Genomic DNA, 20,114 nt, shown 5'->3' on the forward strand with positions numbered 1-20,114 from the left:
AAAGAGATACCTTAATAGATATCTCTAAAATTGAAATGTTTTAAAATTTAACTTTAATTGTAATATATCACATTCTTTTGATGTCATATTAATCCTAACCTAATCTTTTTTCAAAAGTTCTTCTGCTACCTCTTTACTTATAAAAGGTAACAATTCATCAAACAATAAATCATTATTTTCAATACATTTCCTTGCTATTTTATCAGCTATATCTCTACTTATAAATGGTTATTGTACTTTATTATCTAATAACTCTTTATAAGCTTCAACTTTCCTATATGCATTTCCCCACGTTTCCATTTTTCTATAATTTCTTATTCTATCTAAATCAAATTCTGCTATTAATATATCCTCTTGGATATCATTCGTTGAAATAATTTTATTATCAACATAGTTACCATCATCATCAAAAACTATTGGACTATATGCGCATGAATTTCCCCATTTCTTTCCCGGATAATTTGTCATTGCTATACCAGTCATATTTTCAAAAGCTCTTGTCGCTAATTGATTTATTCTTGCCGGATTCATATCACAAGCATTGGGTACAAGTATAATTTCTGCCCCTTTTAACATTAAAATTCTAGCACTTTCAGGAAATTCTCTATCATAGCAAATCATTACTCCAAGTTTAACTCCACAGAAATCACATACCTTAAACTCTTTTCCATTTTCAAGCAAAGCTTCTAATGAAAAATCACAAGTATGAACCTTTGAATATTTAATCAAAATCTCTCCTGTCTTATCAATAACTAAAGCTGTATTTTGTGGACTAGCATTTCCTTTTGAAAGATATGTTATAACAATACCTATTTCTAATTCTCTAGCAACCCCTTTAAAAGCTTTAACATATTTACTTTCTTCATCAACAGCTTCATCAAGCCATTTTTGACGTTCATTTTTGTAATTTTCATCAAATGGATTTTCAAATGCCTCATCATAAGGAGGTTCATATCCATTTGACCACATTTCTGGAAAAAGGACTATGTCAGCACCTAGCTTTTTTGCTTCAGCTATATATTTCAAACCTAATTCTAAATTCATATTAATATTGTTTGCTATTGCTTTATGTTGAATTAATCCAACCTTTAAACTCTTCATTTAATCCCCCCCCCTTATAAACTTCTTACATTCTATACTTATCTACTTTTCTTTGTAAAATTAATTATTAAATTTTTTTATAATAAAATTCCTTAATACTATAATGTTACTAATCCTTGATTTAATCTATCTAAAACATGGTTTGCAAATTCATAATAGTTCATATTGAAGTTCACTCTTTCAATGTTCATCCCTTCATGCATTAATGCCCATGCTATTTCCCTTAACATACAAATAAACTTCATATCATTTAATGTATTAAGTTTCTCCTTATCAAACACACCAAAATAACTCTCCAATAAAATTTTATCTTCTTCTATACTAAACCTATTATCTGATGAAATAGTTGCTAGATCAAAAAACACATCTCCAATACCAGATAGCTCCCAATCAATTACAGTAAGCTTTTCCTCATTTAATATCATATTATACGCTGTATGATAATCATTATGGCAATACTTGTTTATATTTTCTTTATCTTTACTTCTTTGAAGTTCTATTTTCTCCATGCGCTCCAAGTATTTATATAATCTATCTGGAAACACTACTTTTAACTCTTGTGCACCATTTAGATATCCTCTAATTAAATCAAAAGGAGAAGATTTTCTTTCTATACCTTTTAGTGAATGTATTTTTAAAAGAGTTTCTGTAACATTTTTTATTAATTCTGGGTTATGCATTTTTTCTGTTTCTATACTTTTTCCTTCTATAAACTCAGTAATCAAAAAATCCTTCTTGTTTGCTGTGGAAAAAACATTAGGAGCTATACCTAATTTTGATGCTTCAATAATTGCATTTTGTTCTTCTTCCCTACTTAAATCTAGATATTCATTTTGATTACTATTAATCCTTAATACATAGAACTTATTATCTACTTTTACCTTATAGGTAACATTTGATAAACCACCATTTAAAGGTTCGTATGTTATTCCCTCAATACCACTCCATTTTGGAATGTTTTTCAATATTATATCAATATTGTCCATCTCTCTTCCTCCATAGCCTGCAATAATTTAAGATTGTTAATTTTTTCATGCTTATCTTATCATACATTTAAAGTTTTAAAAACCATATTTTGTATTTTTACATAAGGTTTTTTAATAAAAAATAGATATCTAGATTTACTTATTAATTCTAGATATCTATTTTAATTTTTAACATTTGAATTTAATTATATACCTTTAATAAACCATCAACCTTTTACTCATAGTATTTTAAATTTGTGTATTAAATATCTATCTGCAAGTAATAGGCTAATTATAAGTAAAAAGTGCTAAAATAATAAATACAATAGGATTTATTTTTAGTAAAAATGGAGCAATAGAATTTAGTTGTGATTCTTCACTTCCAGAAGTTGGAATATTAAATATTAAATATGTTAAAATAAATAAGTTTCAATTATAAAAATAGTCTTAGATATGTTGTATCAATATCTAAGACTATTTTTTTCATTAATTTCAGTAAATATTGGAGCCTCATTTGAAATAAATATATATTATTATTTAGAATGATGTCCATCCACCATCAGTTTGCAATGTGGCACCTGTCATATGAGTTGCATCATCAGAAGCTAAGAATAATATTGAAGCTGCTTGTTCTTCTGCAGTTGCTTCTCTTTGCTGAATAGTCCTTGTCTTTTGTCCTGCCATAGATTGTGCTTGTGCTGGATCCATACCTTTAGCTATAGCTTCTGCTCTTCTAGCCTTAACATATTCCATAGCTTCTCTAACCATTGGAGTATCTGTTCCAGCAGGATTTACAGAATTTACTCTTATGTTAAATCTTGCATAGTCTAAAGCTAAATTCTTAGTTAATCCATTTACAGCATGTTTAGATGCAACATATGCTGGATTTCCTGGTAATCCTGTTAATCCTGCAATTGATGCATTATTCACTATAACACCTGCAGTATTTTGTGCTAAGAATTGATTGATTTCGCATTTACAACTAAAGTAAACACTATAGAAGTTATTTGCCATTGTATAATCCATATTTTCTTGCTTTAACTCATGTAGTGGACCTGGCTTTCCCATAACCCCTGCATTATTTATAGCTATATCCAACTTACCATACTTTTTAATAGTTTCTTTTACCATGTAATCACAATTACTTTCAATAGATATATCTAAATTTAAAAATATTGCATCTCCACCATTATCAAGTATAGCCTTTAAAGTCTCTTCACCTTCTTTTTTCAAAATATCAACTACTACGACTTTTGCTCCTTCTTTAGCTGCTCTTATGGCAGTTGCTTTACCTATCCCCCTAGCAGCACCTGTTACTATCATAACTTTATTTTCAAATCTACCTTCAAAAAACTTCTTTTCCATATTCAAAACCTCTCCTCTTAAATAGTTTCTTCATTAAAGTCATCTTTTAATTCATTTTTAGTTATTTTTCTAAGAAGGTAATAAAACTGTTCTATTTCCTCCTTAGTTAATTCTTCTACTAACCCATTTTCCCATTTTTTTGATACATTAATTATCTCTTCTTTATTTTTTTTAGAATACTCTGTTAAAAATATATGATGCTTTCTTTTATCCTTTTCATCATGAACTCTTTTTACATATCCATTTTCCTCTAATTTAGTAATTGCTCTAGTTGTAGCTGCTTTATCAACACCTATTTTATGAGTTAATTCATCCTGAGTTATTCCATCCTTCATATATAAATAAAGCAAAAATTGGTATTGACCTGCTCCAATATTATAATCTTTATATTCATTTCCTAAAAAACTAACACCTTGCCTATATAAGTAATTAATATATCTACTAATTGATTCTGTTTTAAACCTTTTCATTAACTAGCCCCTATTATTTTTTATTCAATTAATCTTTTCTTTATTATTAGATTGTATCTTTTATTCTCATTATTTCTTATCTATTAATCCTATTATAAATAGATTTAGTTGATAGGTCAACTAAATTTTAAATTAAAATAAAAAGACACTTTCTTCTTACAAGATAGCATCTTTTTCGTTAATAAATATAAATTTTCATATTTAGCAATTCCAATTTATTTTTGCTGGATTAGGCTCATCTATTATAGCAACTTTACGTAAAGCCTCCTCCATTTTTTTACACTCTCTTGTTGCAATTTCATCATAAACCTCAGCCTTTTCATTAACACCAATAGATGAATATGCTATGGCTGCAGCACCGTAAAATGCGAGTCCTAAAGAACTTGTTACAGTATTAATTGTTGCCGTTGTTGCTCCAATTGCCCTAGCTGCGGCTTGTGCAGCTGGATTTCCTTCTGCTTCTCTTGCAGCTATTTGAGCTTCCTTAATAATTTTCTTTGCCTCTATTAATTTCATATTTCCTTCTAGCCATTCATTAGATGCATTCAATGCATTTTTTAGACGAGAATCCTCTGGATAATCTTTTTCATAAATAGGTAGAATATGCTCCCTTGCATATTCATTACACCATTTTACAATTGTATTTTTGCTTTGTGTTTCTATTAATCTCATAAGAGAAACAATATATGGTGAATCTGCTTTTCCAATCATTTTTCGTACTTTAGCCATAATAACTCCTTTTGCTTGAATATATTTTTTTAAATTTTATTTACCTCATTGTTATATATACTCATTTTTAGTAGTACTTAATATAACTTTTACTCATTAATAGCTTCAATTCCCTGTTTCTTAAGCTTAATTAAATTATCTTTCATATTTTTAAGTACTTCTGGTGAATGCCCTTTCCATTCACTTATTTCACCAATTACTTTCAGTGGAAAGCGTGTACGATAAGAACGTGTAGGATTCCCTGGGAATTTTTTATCAGTCAAATTAGGATCATCTTCAAATTCACCAGTAGGTTCAACTATATATATTCTTTCATCGCTATCACCAAGTGCTAGCTCTGCTCCCAAAATCGAAGATTCGGAGGCTTACTTATGGTACGATTCTCCGTATCGGTAGTAAGTGAGGTTTTTTATCTATTAGACAAACTGAAATTTGACACGGTGCCTATTCTTTGAAATTTAATAATTTTTCTATATTTCTAATATCGTGTTTATCAACTTCACGTAATTCATAACCTGTATGAAATATTTTTTGACCCTTAGCAGATATACATGGTATTATTCTTCCATTAAAAATAGCATTCCCAAAAAAATCAGCTTCAAATTCATACCATCCTCCTTCTAAATCAGCTTGTTTCGCTGTTCCATTATCATTAAGAATAAATGGATGGATATCTATATAACCTAAGTGCGGATGATACAGTTCTATACGAACAGGACTCCAATCTGTTACTATTTCATATCCGTTTTCTTTCAATATCTGTAATAGTTTTTCGGTGTATTTAGAATCGAAATTTATGTCTACATCTCTATGTTCTCTCGTTTGTTTCCCAACAAGCACATCTACTCCCCATCCACCATCTAACCAATAACTTATTCCAGTATTATCTATTAAATTCAACACTTTAAGCAAGTCTTCTTGTGTTACTGTTTCCTTCTTTTCCATCACTATCCCTCACACTTTCAAATTCTAATTTAACAAACCTTATAGCTATAATATTTTTCTATTATATCTATATCTCCATCATACATTCAGGTGACACTTTTTTTTAATAGATAGTCCTAATTATCAAAAGAAAAACTCAAAATTGTATTCTCATTTCTTGAGTATTCTCTCTAAACTTCCAATATCTAATAAATTCACTGTCTCAAATTTTCCTTTATAAAACACACCATAGTTATTAAAAACACAAGGTAATTCCTTTGCTTTTTGTAGCATATCCACTTGAATTAAAGATACAGGAACATCATTTATTTCACAATACTGTTTTATCTTCTCAATGTTTTGATAGATATAAGGGCATTGCATATCATAATAAATTATTAAATCTTTACATTCAATTTCTTGTTTTTTAGCATTTTGTGTGAACTTTGGTGTTGTTCCATCAAAAGAAAGTGCAAGCAGTTTATATCCATTATCGGTAGTATCAACCACCTCAAAACCAAACTTCTTCACAAATGATTGATCAGAAAGCCAATGTTTTTGTTTCTTTGCTCCGATCATGCAAACGCCTGATTTACCCTTTTCCCTTGCATCTGCCAAACAATACTCCATTAGTGATTTCCCATACCCTTTTCCTTTATAACTACCGGAAACCCATAAGCAATATACATAGTAATAGTTATCACCAGTTATAGGAACCCAAGCTGTTTCAAGAGGAGCATATTCAATAAAAACCGTTGCCTTTTCATTTAACTTTCTAAAAACATGACCTTCATTTAGTCTATCAGAAAGCCATTGTCGTTTTTCGTCAATACCTTGATGTGGTTTTTTACTGCGTATAATACAGCATAAATGTTCATTAGCAAGATTTTCTGTTGTTAAGTTAACAAAATCAGTACACATATTTTAATTTTCCTCTCTTACAAATTCTAATTTATCTAACTAAAAATTTAATATTATTCTTCAATAAAGTAATCTGTATCCATTTTCTTCACTTCATATATTATTCCATCTATCCCCTCATCACCTGTTTTTCTAGTTGCTTTAGTAGTATAAGAGTATTATTAAATAGTATCTTATTAACCAAGCTCCACCATTACATAAAAATTTATCATTATGCAAATATCTTAGTTTATTTCTAATGACTAGAGACTATAATGTTACTAAACCTTGATCTAATCTATCTAAAACATGGTTTGCAAATTCATAATAGTTCATATTGAAGTTCACTCTTTCAATGTCCATTCCTTCATACATTAATGCCCATGCTATTTCCCTTAACATACAAATAAATTTCATATCATTTAATGTATTAAGTTGCTCTTCTTTAAGCACACCAAAATAACTCTCCAATAAAACTTTATCTTCTTCTACACTAAACCTATTATCTGAGGAAATAGTTGCTAGATCAAAAAACGCATCTCCAATACCAGATAACTCCCAATCAATTACGGTAAGCTTTTCCTCATTTAATATCATATTATATGGTGTATGGTAATCATTATGGCAATACTTGTTTATATTTTCTTTATCTTTACTTCTTTGAAGTTCTATTTTCTCCATGCGTTCTAAGTGTTTATATAATCTATCAGGAACCGCTACTTTTAAATCTTGTGCACCATTTAAATATCCTCTAATTAAATCAAAAGGAGAACATTTTCTTTCTATACCTTTTAGAGAATGTATTTTTAGAAGAGTTTCCGTAACCTTTTTATTAATTCTGGATTATTCATTCTTTCTGTTTCTATACTTTTTCCTTCGATAAATTCAGTAATCAAAAAATCCTTCTTATTTCTTGTAGAAAAAATAATAGGCGCTACGCCTAATTTTGATGCTTTAATATTTGCATCTTGTTCTTTTTCCCTGCTTAAATCTAGATATTAATTTTGATTACTATTAATCCTTAATACATAAAATTTATTATCTACTTTTACCTTATAAGTAACATTTGATAAACCACCATTTAAAGGTTCGTATGTTATTCCTTCAATACCACTCCATTCAGGAATTTCTTTCAATATTATATCAATATTGTCCATCTCTCTTCCTCCATAGTCATAAATATTTTAAGATTATATATTAAATATCTATCTGCAAGTAATAAACTAATTATAAATAAACAGTGCTAAAATAATAAATGCAACAGGTATCATAACTAAGGTGCTACAAATAGACACAAATGTTTTAACCCTTTTATCATTTTTTAATACCTTTTTAATTACTAAGTACAACCCTATTCCAATAATTCCACCACAGGTATTTGTAATTACATCAGTTATATCACTAGCCCCTATTGCAAACACATATTGAATAACTTCAAACAATATTGATATTCCTGCTATATTAACTATATTTTTGCTTATCTTAGAATTTTTCAAAAATATATTAATATAAACTCCTAAAGGAATAAACAAAATCACGTTACCCCAAATATCAAGGCTATTATAATATCCATTAATAATGTCATTAAAAGGAACTAAATTAATACTTCTAGAAAAATATCTTCCACTACTAAATAGCTCCATAGGTGAAACATACTTAAAAAGAATATTCCACAGCAAAAATAAAATATAAAAAATAAAACTTATTATAAATAAACTATTGATTACCTTCTTTTTCACATTCTCACTCCTTTTCAATAGATCTAATGAATCATAATATACAATAGTAAACTTCTATATATTATGAAAATACTATTTTTCGTAAGTTGTACTTGCTATTATCTTCACTTAATAATTCAGCTTAAAAATGTACTCATAATTGCAATTACAATGTATATATAAGGTTCCAATTTTAAAATAATACTATCCGTAGCAGAAGGCTCAGCTGCAGTCTTATTAGACAGTTTATAAAAAATTTTACTCATAACCATAAAAATAATCCATCCTAAAATAGCTCCTAATACATTCATTATTAAATCATCAATATCAGAGGCACGATGAGTAAATAATTGTCCAATTTCAATGATAAGCGAAAATACTACCCCTGCACATAATATAGGTAAAAACCTTCTAAACTTTTGCCATAAGACAGGTAATAAAAATCCAAATGGCATAAAAAATATTATATTAAGTATAGCTGAAATTTCAATTCCATTGCTAAAAGGAATAAAATTTATAATAGGATTAAATATTGGTTTATTTACTTTTAAAGCTCCTTGAAAATCACTTATTGAAGGAAATCCTACTACATCTTTTAATGCAATCATTAAGTATAGAATAAAAAGATACCCAAAAAAGTAATGCTGCCATTTAATTTTTTCTTTAATACTATCAGTACCTTTATTTAAACAAATATTTAAAATAGTTATTAAGATCAATGCTAATGCCATGGATATTATATAACTTTTCATCATAATAATTTAACCTCCTCATTTATTATTCAATTAAAATTTTCAAATTTACAAATATAGTATATACCTTAAACATTAAGATAATATTACCAAATTTCTTAAAATTTTCTTATGTCCAAAAATGTAAATCCTTAAACGTAAATATGTACGAGCCTTATTTATTATTTTAAGTTAGTAAAATTATATAAAGAGCTATAAAAAAAATTAACCACAATATATATCTGGGCTTAATTTATTTCCCAGTACATATATTGTGGCTAATTAAAAAAGTTTATCTAAATATCACGTAAACTTTATGTTTTTATGCTTTATGATTAGTCATAATATTCTTTACTTCTTCAAGGCATTCTGGCTTTATTAATTGTAGCATTTTAGGAATAAAAGTAGCCATATATTCTGCATTGAAAGTACCATTATTTTGCTTTGCAAAACTTTCGCTAAGTAATTCCTTTGCTTTATCTTGATTTTGTTCTTCTACTCTATCCATTATGAAATTAAAAAATCTTTCTTGTCCGTTGTTCATTGTAATTCTCCTTATTAAAGTATTTCTCATTATACTATTTAAAGTATAGTTCTAATTATACTATATAGTTTTTTATTAGTGTTATATATAGTTTATTTTGTAAACTAACTTTGAAATAAAATTATAATAATGGTTCCATTGATAAAATTTCACAAATAAAAAGCAAACTAAAAAAATTTAGTAATGAGAATACAATATAAACTAATTTAGTTTCCTTTATAAAAAAGTCAATAAAATATCTTATACTAGATTCAAAAAGCAAATCCATGGAAATAATACATAACGTCATTCCTATAAATGCAATCCAGTATTTAGTAATAATAACTAAAAATAGTATACTAGCAATAAAAGTTAATAATTTATTTTTTATAAAAAACTTTAAAAATAAATTACCAAATAAAAAAGCAATCACTACAGAGAATATAATATATGCTTCACGAAGATTCGCTTTAACTGTAATATCTCCAAAATACATTTCATTATATCCAAAAGATGCTATAACAATAGTTAAGAATACTAAGAATTTAATTACATTAAAAATCATGTATTTTTTATTTAATCCCATAGATACCCCCCCCAATATATGACAATTATATATTATAAGGAATTATTATTAAAGCTAATTTTATTAATAATATATTAGTATCTCATTAATACATAATGTAAGGGCTATCCTAAATCTAGAATAGCCCTTTACATATTTATCTTAAATATATATTTTATCTAATGCAGTTTTTATATCATCTATTAATGATTCTGGATCTTCTAATCCAACATATAATCTTATATGCGATTCTCCAATTCCTCTAGCCTTTAAATCTTCATGATTTATGCCTTTATTAGCTGGCAAAATAAGACTTTCAAAGCCTCCCCAGCTAACTCCTATTGTGAATAGTTTAAAGGAATCAACAAATTTAATTAATTTATTAAAATCGCTATCAACCAATTCGAATGATAATAAACTTGAATATCCACTTAAATATTTCTTTGCTAATTCTTTTTGCTTACCCTCTGAACAATATGGGTGATATATTGCTTTTATTCTACTGTCAGATTTTAAGAAGTCTATAACTTTTCTTACTGACTCATCATGTTGTTTCATTCTTATTGGTAATGTTGTAAGAGAACGTAATAATAACCATGAATTAAATGGACTACTTACTCCGCCTAAAGTTTGATGACCATTTTCGAATATATCATCAACAATATCCCTTTTTGATATAACAGCCCCTGCTACTACATCTGAACTTCCCCCAATATATTTTGAACAAGAATGTATTACTATATCAATTCCCCACTCAATTGGCTTTTGAAAAATAGCTGTTGACCAAGTATTATCCATTATAGTAATAATATTATTTTCCTTTGCAATTTTCGAAATAACTTCTAAATCATATAATCTCATGTGTTGAGAGGATGGACTTTCAATATATATTACTTTTGTATTTTCCTTTATTGCTGATTCTATATCTACCTTTTCGTCAGATGCTATATTCGAATGTGAAACATTGAACTTACTTAGGTATTTCATAAACGAAACTGTCTGTCCGTAGATTGTCCCAATAGTCAATATATGATCTCCACTTTTCAGCATTGTAAATAAGGTAGATGTTATAGCTGCCATACCAGATGAAAATACCTTACAAGCTTCACCACCTTCTAACTTTGCCAATCTATTTTCTATTAACTTTGTTGTTGGATTAGAACCTCTTGTGTACATATAACTGTTTTTTTCATCAGAAACTATATCTAAAAAGTCCTCATAAGAATTAAATTTAAAAGAACTTGTTTGTACTATTGGCATGGAAACAGCCAAATACTCTCCTATATTACTTTCTGATTCATGTGTGCAAATATCTCTTGTTTTTTTCATAGTTTAAACCCCTTTTGCTATACTTAAATCTAACATTTCTTCCTTATGATATCTTTTGTCTAATATTTTTATAAATGGATAGTATATAAAGAATACTACAACTAATAAAACAATTTGAAGGATAGCACCGCTAACTCCTGATACTAAATATCCACTCAGGACTACTGGAGTTGTCCAAGGAATTATAACTCCTGATGTTAGACTAACTAATCCTATACTCATACTTACATAAGTTATTATAGAAACAATTGGTGTTGCTAACATCCATGGAATAAACATTATTGCATTTAAAACTATAGGTAACCCAAAAATTATTGGTTCATTTATATTAAAAAGACTTGCTGGTAATGCTAGTATTCCTAATGTTCTAAGTTGTTTTGATTTAGTTAAAAAGATTAAACTGATAACTAATGGAAGTGTTGAACCTGATCCACCCATTTGCATGAATATGTCTTTAAATTGTTTAGTTATTATAAAAGGTAACTCTGCATTAGCAGTAAACGCAGCTAAGTTCTCTGCTGATTGACTTAACCAAACTGGACTCATTACAGAGCCTACAATATCATTACCATGCAATCCAAAGAACCATAGGAATTGTCCTAACATTTCTGCTATAATCATTGAGAAAATATTATTTCCTAATTTTAATAAAGGAGCTTGTACAATTGAGAAAACAAAATGATGTATATCACCATAGCTTGTATTCATAAATAAAGCTCTAATTAATACAGCAATTATTGAAACTAAAGCTATTGGTACTAAGGCTCCAAAAGACTTTGTAACTGCTGGTGGTACAGTATCTGGCATTTTAGGCTGTATGCCTAATTTCTTTATTTTAATAAAAATATTAGTAAATATTATAGCGATTAAAATTGATATAAACATTCCCTTAGCTCCAAGCCATTCTGAAGCTATATTCCCATCAACTAATGGAGTAACTATTAAAAATACCATTAAATTTGTTATTATTATAAATATAGGATCTTCCTCTTTTGCCTTTGAATAATTGTAAGATACACCAATTAAAATAATAAGTCCCATAACATTTATAGTTGCATTAGAAACTGATGTTACTAACCCTTGAAGAACACCTTCACCAAATATACCGTTTATGAATTCATCATATCCCTTAATAGGCAGATATGCAAAAAGTAAGAATACAGAGCCAACTATAAAGAATGGCATTAGTGAAATCATAGTATTTCTTATAGCAGTTAGTATCGCATTACTTGCTAACCTTGAAGCAATAGGCATCATCTTCTCTTCAACTTTGTTCATAATATTCCCCATAAAAACATCCCCTTTAAATTAAGTAATTGTTTACATTAATTATATAGTTTTTAATTATAATTGTCTAGTCTTTTATTTTAAAAATGTATATTTTAAACAAAATTTTAAGCTAATGGATTTACCATTAGCTTAAAGTTATTTGTACTCTATTCTTTTTTACTTATTAAATGCAATTCAAACTTATCTCCACTATAATGAATAATAGCATATTCTAATGGTATTGCATCATCACCATAAACTACATGCTCAACTTCGATTACTGTACTTCCATCAGCAATGTTTAAAAATTCTTTATCCTTTTCATCTGCTATTTCCGCTCTTATTAATTTGTCTGCATTATATATCCTTAAATTCAATTCATTTTCTATGTATTTATATAATGATCCTTTTAATATCTCTTCTGTTAATCCCGTTATTCTATCAATTGACATATATATAGTTTCAAATATAACAGGTAAATCATCTAAATATCTTACCCTCTCAATATGATAAACAAAACTACCTTTCTTTATTTGAAGAATATTTGCAATATTATCCTCTGCTATAATAACTTCGAATAATTTTACCTCTGATTTTTTGTTATCATTAGTAAAAGTATTGTTAAATCCAAAAGTTGATGGTTTATTTGAATATCTTTTATTACCTTTTAAAGATTTGAATTGTTGCTTAACTAAAGTTCCTCTTCCCCTTGATTTAACTATATATCCCTCTGCAACTAATTGATCCATTGCTTGTTTCATTGTCATTCTACTACAGGAAAATTTATTAGCTAAGGTTTTCTCATCATCTATAACTTGATTCTCTTTATACTCACCATTAATAATTTTATTCCTAATCTGATCTGCAATTGCTTGGTATTTATACTGTATTTTGCTCATATAACTCTATACCTTTCTATATAATATTAACTATATATTATCATAATTTAATTACATATACTAAGCTAAATCAATTAACCACTTCATATCATTGGTTATCTACACTATATTTATTTTAGAGTATTTTTTCATTATATTATGTAATTTTTTATTAATGTTATATATAGTTTATTTTGTAAAGTAACTTTAATTTAAAATATTATACTAAAGTTTTTCACTTAAATATACTTTAACTTAACATTAACAACACCAAATGTAAAAGGTGATGAATTAGATCAAGCAATAAAAGAATATCCTAAGTAAATTCTTTATTTAGCTAAAAAGCTAATTGCAGTCAATCCAATACCCAAATTCTTTTTAAGTAATCCAGTAGTAGAAATGTCCATATAAAATTTACCAACTTCTGAACTAAGTGTTTCTTTATCCTTTAACTTGCGAACTGCTAGTTGTCGTAAAGCTTCTGCTAAGTTCATTGCTTGTTGCTCAAAGTCTTTTCCGCTTTCAACCGCATTCTTAAATTCAATCAATTTAGAACGTTCATCATCAAGGGTTTGTGTATTTAAAATTAAATCATAAACTCTTGATAATAAAGAATTTTGTTCTGCTATTATTTTTTCTTTTTTACTCAATTTAATTACCTACTTTCTGCAAAAATATCCACCCACAGCAGAGCTTGCCCAACCATTACTAATAACTTTTAAAATATAAGATAAGTTACTTTCTGTTTTAATCCAGCGATATTTTGTGTGTAATTGTATTATATTGATACATTCCTGGTCCAACTGACCAAATGTTTTCCCAATTCTCTCCAGTAATCATTGATAACTGGTCATCCGTAATTTTTTCATATTATTCTATTTAATAGTTTTTGTATTTGATATAAATCTACTATGTTTCTTTTAATTAAAATTAATTCTTGCTCTCCATTTATATATATATAACTTTTAATTTATAAATATCAAAAATTTTAAATTAAAGTTATTATAATGGATTCAAAAAAAGCTGACTCTTTTTCAATAAAAAAATCAGCTTTTAGCAGCCCAAACTCGCTTTTTAAAATTGTCCTTGATAGGATCCACTTTATTTAACATACTCTCTTTATTACTTTTTCCTAGCAGAAATCTTGAATTGCATTTACTAATCCATCGTTAGCTCTTATAACTGGAGCAGTATTAACTACAGCAGGTGGAACTACTTATTTATCTTTAACTGTTACCTTAACAACCTTATCTGTATAAGCTCCTTGTGAGTCTGTTACTTCTAATGTCAACTCATAAATTCCTGGTTTAGAGGTATCTGGTCTACCAAACATAACTATAGAATTAGTAATATTTCCATCTTCCTTATCCATAGCTTGTGCATGTAACATATCAAATGAGAAATATTCTCCTTTATTTAGCACTACATCATTAGCTGTTATAACTGGAGCAGTATTAGCTACATCAGGTGGATTTACTTCTTTAGCTTTAACTGTTACTGTAACAAACTTGTCAGTACATGCTCCTTGAGAGTCAACCACTTCTAACCCTACTTTATAAACTCCTGGCTTAGATGTGTCTGGCATATCATATATAACTAGTGAATGAGTTAAATCTCCATCTTCTTTATCCATAGCTCTTGCATGTAACATGTCAGTATCGAATTGTTCTCCTTGAGTTAGAACAACATCATTAGCTGTTATAACTGGAGCAGTATTAGCTACATCAGGTGGATTTACTTCTTTACCTTTAACTGTTACCTTAACAACCTTATCTGTATAAGCTCCTTGTGAGTCTGTTACTTCTAATGTCAACTCATAAATTCCTGGTTTAGAGGTATCTGGTCTACCAAACATAACTATAGAATCAGTAATGTTTCCATCTTCCTTATCCATAGCTTGTGCATGTAACATATCAAATGAGAAATATTCTCCTTTATTTAGCACTACATCATTAGCTGTTATAACTGGAGCAGTATTAGCTACATCAGGTGGATTTACTTCTTTAGCTTTAACTGTTACCTTAACAATCTTATCTGTATAAGCTCCTTGTGAGTCTGTTACTTCTAATTTCAATTCATAAGTTCCTGGTTTAGAGGTATTTGGTCTACCAAATATAACTATAGAATCAGTAATGTTTCCATCTTCTTTATCCATAGCTCTTGCATGTAACATATCAGTATCGAAGTGCTCTCCTTCAGTTAAAACTACATCATTAGCTGTTAAAACTGGCTTATTATTTATTGCTGAAGGTTTGCTTGGAGCTGTTGTAGTATCGTGACCTTTATCATTATTTGCTTTGGTTAGTTTAACTACTTTATTTGAATGTTTTACAGTTGTATTAACATCTTCATTTGAATTTTTTTGGTTATCTTGAGTTTTTTTAATATCCTTATTTGATTCAGAAGTAAACATTCCATAAACAAAACCTTCTTTATTATTAACCTTAACTTTATACCAATCGCCTTGCTTTCCAACAATATTTAAAATAGTTCCATTAGGCATAGTATCTAAAATGCTAGAATTAGTAGATGGTTTCTCTCTTAAATTTAATACTGTAGCTACATTAGTTACACTACTATTTTTATCTAGAGAAATTAATTTAGAATTCAACCCATCATTAGCTATCTCAAAATCTGATTTATTTAAATATCCTTTTAGACCTGATTGAGTGATAACTTCATATTTTCCATTAGAAACATTGATTATATCTAACATATCGAATGTATTAGTACTCCCTACTGTATTTCCATTTTTATCCTTAAGAATTGCTCTTGATAAAGTTATCCCCTTATTTGATGAACTATATATATTTTGGCTAACCTCTGTATTATTTAATGTATCAGCATTTGCAGTAATAATGTTATTACTAATAGCTAATGATGATATCATTGCGCTTGCCAATAATAAAGATGTTATTCTTTTTCTATTCATTTCTATTCCCCCTAGGTACAATTTATATATACATATATATATATGCGTATATATATATATTACCACCCAACATCATCCTTTAATTGAAATTTTTATCATATTTACATTTTATTTATATGATCAACCTGAAGTTTACATTTAAATATAAAAATAGTAGAGTATAAAATAATTAAGCAAATAATATACAAAAAAAGAGTGCCTATTCCTAGGCACTCTGAGTAAATTTGTTTGAGAAAATATTGCTTCTTATAAAAAAGTTATTGGTCTGTAAGAGATCTTATACTATTATTAATAATTTACTACACTATTTCTATATCAGTAGTTTCTTTAGTAATTACTTCAGCACCTAGTTTTTCAACTAATGCACCACCTGATGTTTCAAAAACACCCTTTGAAATGATTAAATCCATTAGATCATTAACAGCTGTGTTATCTAAATCTTCCTTTGCATCCTTAACTGTAATATTAACCTTCTTTTCTAATTCATTCTTAAAACTCATAACTAATGACTTTTGTATCATATTCCTTCTCCCCCTTAATCTTTTAATATTTAAATTCTAATCCAGCCTCTATCCTTAAAAGACTTAACATAATTTTTATAAAAGTAAACTCTGATAATTTCTAAGGATAGATTCAAAACAACTTTAATTATTCTGATAATAGGCTAAATTCTTCTCTTTCTACAGATACTGCTGGATAGTTTACAACTTCTGATAAAGCTACCCCAACTGCATGTAGATCCTCATCTTTTACATTTAAGTTTACATCCTTAAATCTTTGATATTTTATTATGTCCTTCCCCTTATCGTCCTTACCTCTGTTGTAGGTAATTTTTAAAACTACCTCGTCAATTGTTTTTGTTATCATACTTATCACTCCCTTCACTTTACATATATGCACTAGCCTAAAAAAACTAAAAAAAAATCTACTATTTTTAAATAGTAGATCAAATATAATAACAACGGGTTTGGTTTTGGTTTTGTAAAATGGTTAAAAAACAGGCGTTATAAAACTAAGGTTGTTTAGCAACAAGCAAAAAAGGAGAAAATAGTGAATGAATGAAAAGTACAATAAAGTTAAAGAATTAATAGCTATATTATAAAAATATATACAGTATAGCTATTTTATTTATTACAAAATGCAATATATAGTTAACATTTGGGGATAAATGGAATATCATATGTAATATAAGGAGGTTTTTATGAGAAATAAAAGAATGAAAATAGCTCGGATTGAGTATGACATGAGTCAAGAGGATTTAGCAAAAGCTGTTGGAGTAACAAGACAAACAATAGGTTTAATAGAAGCAGGAAATTATAATCCATCATTAAATCTTTGTATTTCTATATGCAAAGTATTAAAAAAAACTTTAAACGATTTATTTTGGGAGGAATTGTAATGAGCAATTTAAAGAATCAGGATGAGAGAACTTTATTATTAAAAAGAAAGGTCCAAAGTGATGCTTTTCAATTATTATCAGTTTATTTATTAATAACAATTGTAGTTCAAAAATTTCTTTTCAATGCTCCATTTCATCAAATCGCTGTTGAATTTATAGGAGTTATAGTTATTAATATTTATGTGGCAATTAGCAATATTTTATTAGGGAATAATCTTTACCCTACAAGCTCTAAGACTAAGAAAAATATTATTATTGGTGCTATTATTTCTGGATTAGTATGCTGTATTATGCTTTTTATATTAGCAGGTATAAGTGATTTTATTACTCTTGCTTCTATATTTATATGTACTACTATTTGCTTTTTAGTGTTTTCTTTTCTATTATATTATTTAAATAGAATAAAACAGAAGAAAATTGAAGAAGAGTTAAATAATGATGAGAATAATTTAAATTAATAAAAGTCGGGCAGATGCTCGACCTTTATTTTGTGAATTTAGTTGAGAAAGTGCTTGTGAATTTTACTGTGAAAAATTTTTCTGCACCTCAAAACCGAACCAATTGAATCTAATAAATATAATTGTTATTTCATTTCACCCATAATCCATAACTTTATAATCTTTTCGTCTCTAAATACCTTGTTTCTTTTTTCTCTAAATAATATACCCTTATTACTTAGTTCTCTTATAAGTTTTATCATAAATAATCTCCTCCTCATATTATCCTCTTAGACTTTTATAAACCATAATAAATACAATCCAAATATTGTATTTAATTGCATTATATCACTAATATATATTAATTAAACCCTCTTCTCTTATGTTTTCTTATTTGGATAAATTATTTTATAATCCTCATATTATCTTTTCTATTTTCTAACCTATACTTCTCTATAATATACTTTGCTAACCTATACTTATACACTCTATAGCATGCTTGCTAACCTATACTTTCTAAACCTTATAATACTTTGCTAATCTACACTTTATATATGCTCTATACTTTGCTACACTATATTCTCTATCCTTTGATAACTCTCTAAATATCTAAACTTTAATATTCCTGTCCTTCCATTTCTCTGCTTTGAAATAATCCACTCCATAATATCCTTCTCATCACTACTTTTTTCATAATAAGCATCTCTATAAACAAATATTACAAGGTCTGCATCTTGCTCTATATTCCCACTTTCTCTAAGGTCTGAAAGTCTTGGTCTTCTACAAGATCTTTGCTCTACTGCTCTGGATAATTGGCATAGAAGTATAACATTAATATCAAGCTCCTTTGCAAGGATTTTAAGTGCTCTAGTTACATCACCTATAGCTTGTGTTCTATTATCTGTCCTTCCCATATCCATAAGTCCTAAGTGATCTATTATAATCGCATCTAAGCCTTCTGCCATCTTTAGCGCTGCTGATTTGGCTCTTATATTTAACATATCTTGTCCACTTGTACAATCTGTAAATATCTTGCCTCTCTTTGATACTTCATTAAATACATCAGTTATCTTAAGTAGCTCTGCTTCACTTAAAATAGCCTTTTTAATCTTATCAGCTTTAATATTAGCATTTGCTGCAAGCCTTCTTGTACCAATACTCTCTTCATTCATCTCCATCTCAAAAATGCCAACAGTATTCCCATTATCAGCTAATCCTTCTGCAATAATAAGCGCCATTGCTGTCTTTCCCATAGAAGGTCTACCACCAATTATAGCAAGCTCTCCCTTTTGAAGACCATTTACTGCATTATCAAACTTTATAAAGCCTGTCTTCATTCCTGCAATTCCACCACCGCTTACATATCTCTCCTCTATATGGTCTAGTGTTATACTAAATAGCTGATTTTCATTAAGCATACTTCTCTTGCTAGTATAATTCTCCATAAGCTCTACCTCTATCTGACTTGTAATCTTTCTTAAATTTGAGGTTTCATCTTGCAGTTCTCTAATGCCATTATGCAAACACTTTATAAGCCTTCTCCTGTAGCTTTTGTCCTTTAATATGCCTATATAAGAATCAATATTTACAACTGTTCCAGTTCCCATAAGTTCAGTTAAGTAACTTACTCCACCAAACTTTTCAAGCACCTTTCTTGAAATCTCCTCAATTAAAGTTATAAGGGATATATCCTTCCCCTCCCCATAAAGTGTGATTATTGCTCTATATATTCTCTTGTGCTTATCTAAGTAAAAATCTTCTTCTTTTAGACTTTCAATGCACTTTGGTATAACGCTATTTTTATAAATCATAGCGCCTAAAACTTCTACCTCTGCCTCAATATTTTTTATCTCCATACCCAAAACCCCTTTTCTTTTAA

23 protein-coding genes and 1 pseudogene are annotated in these 20,114 nt (G+C 28.1%); 2 read left to right on the forward strand and 22 right to left on the reverse strand.

Annotated elements, in window-relative coordinates; translation table 11 throughout:
• Nucleotides 1-228: 228 nt before the first annotated feature.
• The 21 genes and pseudogenes from ACQPUW_RS11560 to ACQPUW_RS11660 form a co-directional block, all read right to left on the reverse strand.
• The gene (locus ACQPUW_RS11560; RefSeq protein ID WP_430837652.1) at nucleotides 229-1,101 is read right to left on the reverse strand and encodes a carbon-nitrogen hydrolase family protein; all 873 of its coding nucleotides are present in this window, start codon (nucleotides 1,099-1,101) and stop codon (nucleotides 229-231) included.
• Nucleotides 1,102-1,199: 98 nt separating this feature from the next.
• On the reverse strand, nucleotides 1,200-2,087 hold the full coding sequence (locus ACQPUW_RS11565) for a phosphotransferase (protein ID WP_430837653.1): 888 nt from the start codon (nucleotides 2,085-2,087) through the stop codon (nucleotides 1,200-1,202).
• 516 nt (nucleotides 2,088-2,603) lie between these two features.
• The gene (locus ACQPUW_RS11570) at nucleotides 2,604-3,431 is read right to left on the reverse strand and encodes an SDR family NAD(P)-dependent oxidoreductase (RefSeq protein ID WP_430837654.1); all 828 of its coding nucleotides are present in this window, start codon (nucleotides 3,429-3,431) and stop codon (nucleotides 2,604-2,606) included.
• 17 nt (nucleotides 3,432-3,448) lie between these two features.
• The gene (locus tag ACQPUW_RS11575; RefSeq protein ID WP_430837655.1) at nucleotides 3,449-3,901 is read right to left on the reverse strand and encodes a MarR family winged helix-turn-helix transcriptional regulator; all 453 of its coding nucleotides are present in this window, start codon (nucleotides 3,899-3,901) and stop codon (nucleotides 3,449-3,451) included.
• Between the two features lie 201 nt (nucleotides 3,902-4,102).
• Complete coding sequence (locus ACQPUW_RS11580) at nucleotides 4,103-4,630, reverse strand: putative immunity protein (RefSeq protein ID WP_430837656.1); 528 nt, start codon at nucleotides 4,628-4,630, stop codon at nucleotides 4,103-4,105.
• 89 nt (nucleotides 4,631-4,719) lie between these two features.
• Nucleotides 4,720-4,989, reverse strand: a pseudogene (gene arr / locus ACQPUW_RS11585) (NAD(+)--rifampin ADP-ribosyltransferase); the annotation flags it as partial.
• 85 nt (nucleotides 4,990-5,074) lie between these two features.
• A complete protein-coding gene (locus tag ACQPUW_RS11590; RefSeq protein ID WP_430837657.1) occupies nucleotides 5,075-5,575 on the reverse strand; it encodes a nucleotidyltransferase domain-containing protein in 501 nt (166 codons plus the stop codon).
• Nucleotides 5,576-5,725: 150 nt separating this feature from the next.
• On the reverse strand, nucleotides 5,726-6,475 hold the full coding sequence (locus ACQPUW_RS11595; RefSeq protein WP_430837658.1) for a GNAT family N-acetyltransferase: 750 nt from the start codon (nucleotides 6,473-6,475) through the stop codon (nucleotides 5,726-5,728).
• Between the two features lie 249 nt (nucleotides 6,476-6,724).
• Entirely contained in the window at nucleotides 6,725-7,291 is a 567-nt protein-coding gene (locus ACQPUW_RS11600; RefSeq protein ID WP_430838088.1) for a phosphotransferase, read from the reverse strand.
• Between the two features lie 161 nt (nucleotides 7,292-7,452).
• Complete coding sequence (locus ACQPUW_RS11605; RefSeq protein WP_430837659.1) at nucleotides 7,453-7,611, reverse strand: hypothetical protein; 159 nt, start codon at nucleotides 7,609-7,611, stop codon at nucleotides 7,453-7,455.
• Nucleotides 7,612-7,677: 66 nt separating this feature from the next.
• Complete coding sequence (locus ACQPUW_RS11610; protein WP_430837660.1) at nucleotides 7,678-8,193, reverse strand: VanZ family protein; 516 nt, start codon at nucleotides 8,191-8,193, stop codon at nucleotides 7,678-7,680.
• 116 nt (nucleotides 8,194-8,309) lie between these two features.
• Nucleotides 8,310-8,927: a VanZ family protein gene (locus tag ACQPUW_RS11615; protein ID WP_430837661.1), complete on the reverse strand. Its 618-nt coding sequence runs from the start codon at nucleotides 8,925-8,927 to the stop codon at nucleotides 8,310-8,312.
• A 298-nt stretch (nucleotides 8,928-9,225) separates the two neighbouring features.
• Nucleotides 9,226-9,447 carry a hypothetical protein gene (locus tag ACQPUW_RS11620; protein WP_430837662.1) on the reverse strand — a complete coding sequence of 74 codons (222 nt, stop codon included), beginning with the start codon at nucleotides 9,445-9,447 and terminating at the stop codon, nucleotides 9,226-9,228.
• Nucleotides 9,448-9,568: 121 nt separating this feature from the next.
• Entirely contained in the window at nucleotides 9,569-10,012 is a 444-nt protein-coding gene (locus ACQPUW_RS11625) for a hypothetical protein (protein WP_430837663.1), read from the reverse strand.
• A 141-nt stretch (nucleotides 10,013-10,153) separates the two neighbouring features.
• Nucleotides 10,154-11,320: a trans-sulfuration enzyme family protein gene (locus tag ACQPUW_RS11630; protein WP_430837664.1), complete on the reverse strand. Its 1,167-nt coding sequence runs from the start codon at nucleotides 11,318-11,320 to the stop codon at nucleotides 10,154-10,156.
• Nucleotides 11,321-11,323: 3 nt separating this feature from the next.
• Nucleotides 11,324-12,610: a PTS sugar transporter subunit IIC gene (locus ACQPUW_RS11635; protein WP_430837665.1), complete on the reverse strand. Its 1,287-nt coding sequence runs from the start codon at nucleotides 12,608-12,610 to the stop codon at nucleotides 11,324-11,326.
• A 146-nt stretch (nucleotides 12,611-12,756) separates the two neighbouring features.
• Complete coding sequence (locus tag ACQPUW_RS11640; RefSeq protein WP_430837666.1) at nucleotides 12,757-13,488, reverse strand: GntR family transcriptional regulator; 732 nt, start codon at nucleotides 13,486-13,488, stop codon at nucleotides 12,757-12,759.
• Between the two features lie 308 nt (nucleotides 13,489-13,796).
• Complete coding sequence (locus ACQPUW_RS11645; protein ID WP_430837667.1) at nucleotides 13,797-14,117, reverse strand: bacteriocin immunity protein; 321 nt, start codon at nucleotides 14,115-14,117, stop codon at nucleotides 13,797-13,799.
• Between the two features lie 566 nt (nucleotides 14,118-14,683).
• Nucleotides 14,684-16,399, reverse strand: coding sequence for an immunoglobulin-like domain-containing protein (locus ACQPUW_RS11650; protein ID WP_430837668.1), 1,716 nt, complete (start codon nucleotides 16,397-16,399; stop codon nucleotides 14,684-14,686).
• Nucleotides 16,400-16,698: 299 nt separating this feature from the next.
• Nucleotides 16,699-16,920, reverse strand: coding sequence for a DUF2922 domain-containing protein (locus tag ACQPUW_RS11655; RefSeq protein ID WP_430837669.1), 222 nt, complete (start codon nucleotides 16,918-16,920; stop codon nucleotides 16,699-16,701).
• Between the two features lie 127 nt (nucleotides 16,921-17,047).
• On the reverse strand, nucleotides 17,048-17,266 hold the full coding sequence (locus ACQPUW_RS11660; RefSeq protein WP_430837670.1) for a DUF1659 domain-containing protein: 219 nt from the start codon (nucleotides 17,264-17,266) through the stop codon (nucleotides 17,048-17,050).
• 334 nt (nucleotides 17,267-17,600) lie between these two features.
• Between ACQPUW_RS11660 and ACQPUW_RS11665 the strand changes: the two genes are divergently transcribed.
• Both ACQPUW_RS11665 and ACQPUW_RS11670 read left to right on the forward strand, forming a co-directional pair.
• The gene (locus ACQPUW_RS11665) at nucleotides 17,601-17,798 is read left to right on the forward strand and encodes a helix-turn-helix transcriptional regulator (RefSeq protein ID WP_430837671.1); all 198 of its coding nucleotides are present in this window, start codon (nucleotides 17,601-17,603) and stop codon (nucleotides 17,796-17,798) included.
• Complete coding sequence (locus tag ACQPUW_RS11670; RefSeq protein WP_430837672.1) at nucleotides 17,798-18,256, forward strand: DUF6773 family protein; 459 nt, start codon at nucleotides 17,798-17,800, stop codon at nucleotides 18,254-18,256. The genes ACQPUW_RS11665 and ACQPUW_RS11670 overlap by 1 nt, the downstream gene beginning before the upstream one ends.
• 548 nt (nucleotides 18,257-18,804) lie before the next feature.
• Here the strand turns inward: ACQPUW_RS11670 and ACQPUW_RS11675 are convergent.
• Nucleotides 18,805-20,091, reverse strand: a complete 1,287-nt coding sequence (locus ACQPUW_RS11675) for a replicative DNA helicase (protein ID WP_430837673.1) — start codon at nucleotides 20,089-20,091, stop codon at nucleotides 18,805-18,807.
• Nucleotides 20,092-20,114 lie beyond the last annotated feature (23 nt).

Source organism: Clostridium sardiniense (genome assembly GCF_050584765.1).
GTDB lineage: Bacteria > Bacillota > Clostridia > Clostridiales > Clostridiaceae > Clostridium > Clostridium sardiniense_A.

Excerpts from the sequence above, each read along its gene's own strand:
- ACQPUW_RS11560 (WP_430837652.1), bottom strand. The coding sequence starts at position 1,101 with ATGAAGAGTTTAAAGGTTGGATTAATTCAACATAAAGCAATAGCAAAC.
- ACQPUW_RS11565 (WP_430837653.1), bottom strand. The coding sequence starts at position 2,087 with ATGGACAATATTGATATAATATTGAAAAACATTCCAAAATGGAGTGGT.
- ACQPUW_RS11570 (WP_430837654.1), bottom strand. The coding sequence starts at position 3,431 with ATGGAAAAGAAGTTTTTTGAAGGTAGATTTGAAAATAAAGTTATGATA.
- ACQPUW_RS11575 (WP_430837655.1), bottom strand. The coding sequence starts at position 3,901 with ATGAAAAGGTTTAAAACAGAATCAATTAGTAGATATATTAATTACTTA.
- ACQPUW_RS11580 (WP_430837656.1), bottom strand. The coding sequence starts at position 4,630 with ATGGCTAAAGTACGAAAAATGATTGGAAAAGCAGATTCACCATATATT.
- ACQPUW_RS11590 (WP_430837657.1), bottom strand. The coding sequence starts at position 5,575 with ATGGAAAAGAAGGAAACAGTAACACAAGAAGACTTGCTTAAAGTGTTG.
- ACQPUW_RS11595 (WP_430837658.1), bottom strand. The coding sequence starts at position 6,475 with ATGTGTACTGATTTTGTTAACTTAACAACAGAAAATCTTGCTAATGAA.
- ACQPUW_RS11605 (WP_430837659.1), bottom strand. The coding sequence starts at position 7,611 with ATGGACAATATTGATATAATATTGAAAGAAATTCCTGAATGGAGTGGT.
- ACQPUW_RS11615 (WP_430837661.1), bottom strand. The coding sequence starts at position 8,927 with ATGATGAAAAGTTATATAATATCCATGGCATTAGCATTGATCTTAATA.
- ACQPUW_RS11620 (WP_430837662.1), bottom strand. The coding sequence starts at position 9,447 with ATGAACAACGGACAAGAAAGATTTTTTAATTTCATAATGGATAGAGTA.
- ACQPUW_RS11625 (WP_430837663.1), bottom strand. The coding sequence starts at position 10,012 with ATGGGATTAAATAAAAAATACATGATTTTTAATGTAATTAAATTCTTA.
- ACQPUW_RS11630 (WP_430837664.1), bottom strand. The coding sequence starts at position 11,320 with ATGAAAAAAACAAGAGATATTTGCACACATGAATCAGAAAGTAATATA.
- ACQPUW_RS11635 (WP_430837665.1), bottom strand. The coding sequence starts at position 12,610 with ATGGGGAATATTATGAACAAAGTTGAAGAGAAGATGATGCCTATTGCT.
- ACQPUW_RS11640 (WP_430837666.1), bottom strand. The coding sequence starts at position 13,488 with ATGAGCAAAATACAGTATAAATACCAAGCAATTGCAGATCAGATTAGG.
- ACQPUW_RS11650 (WP_430837668.1), bottom strand. The coding sequence starts at position 16,399 with ATGAATAGAAAAAGAATAACATCTTTATTATTGGCAAGCGCAATGATA.
- ACQPUW_RS11655 (WP_430837669.1), bottom strand. The coding sequence starts at position 16,920 with ATGATACAAAAGTCATTAGTTATGAGTTTTAAGAATGAATTAGAAAAG.
- ACQPUW_RS11660 (WP_430837670.1), bottom strand. The coding sequence starts at position 17,266 with ATGATAACAAAAACAATTGACGAGGTAGTTTTAAAAATTACCTACAAC.
- ACQPUW_RS11665 (WP_430837671.1), top strand. The coding sequence starts at position 17,601 with ATGAGAAATAAAAGAATGAAAATAGCTCGGATTGAGTATGACATGAGT.
- ACQPUW_RS11670 (WP_430837672.1), top strand. The coding sequence starts at position 17,798 with ATGAGCAATTTAAAGAATCAGGATGAGAGAACTTTATTATTAAAAAGA.
- ACQPUW_RS11675 (WP_430837673.1), bottom strand. The coding sequence starts at position 20,091 with ATGGAGATAAAAAATATTGAGGCAGAGGTAGAAGTTTTAGGCGCTATG.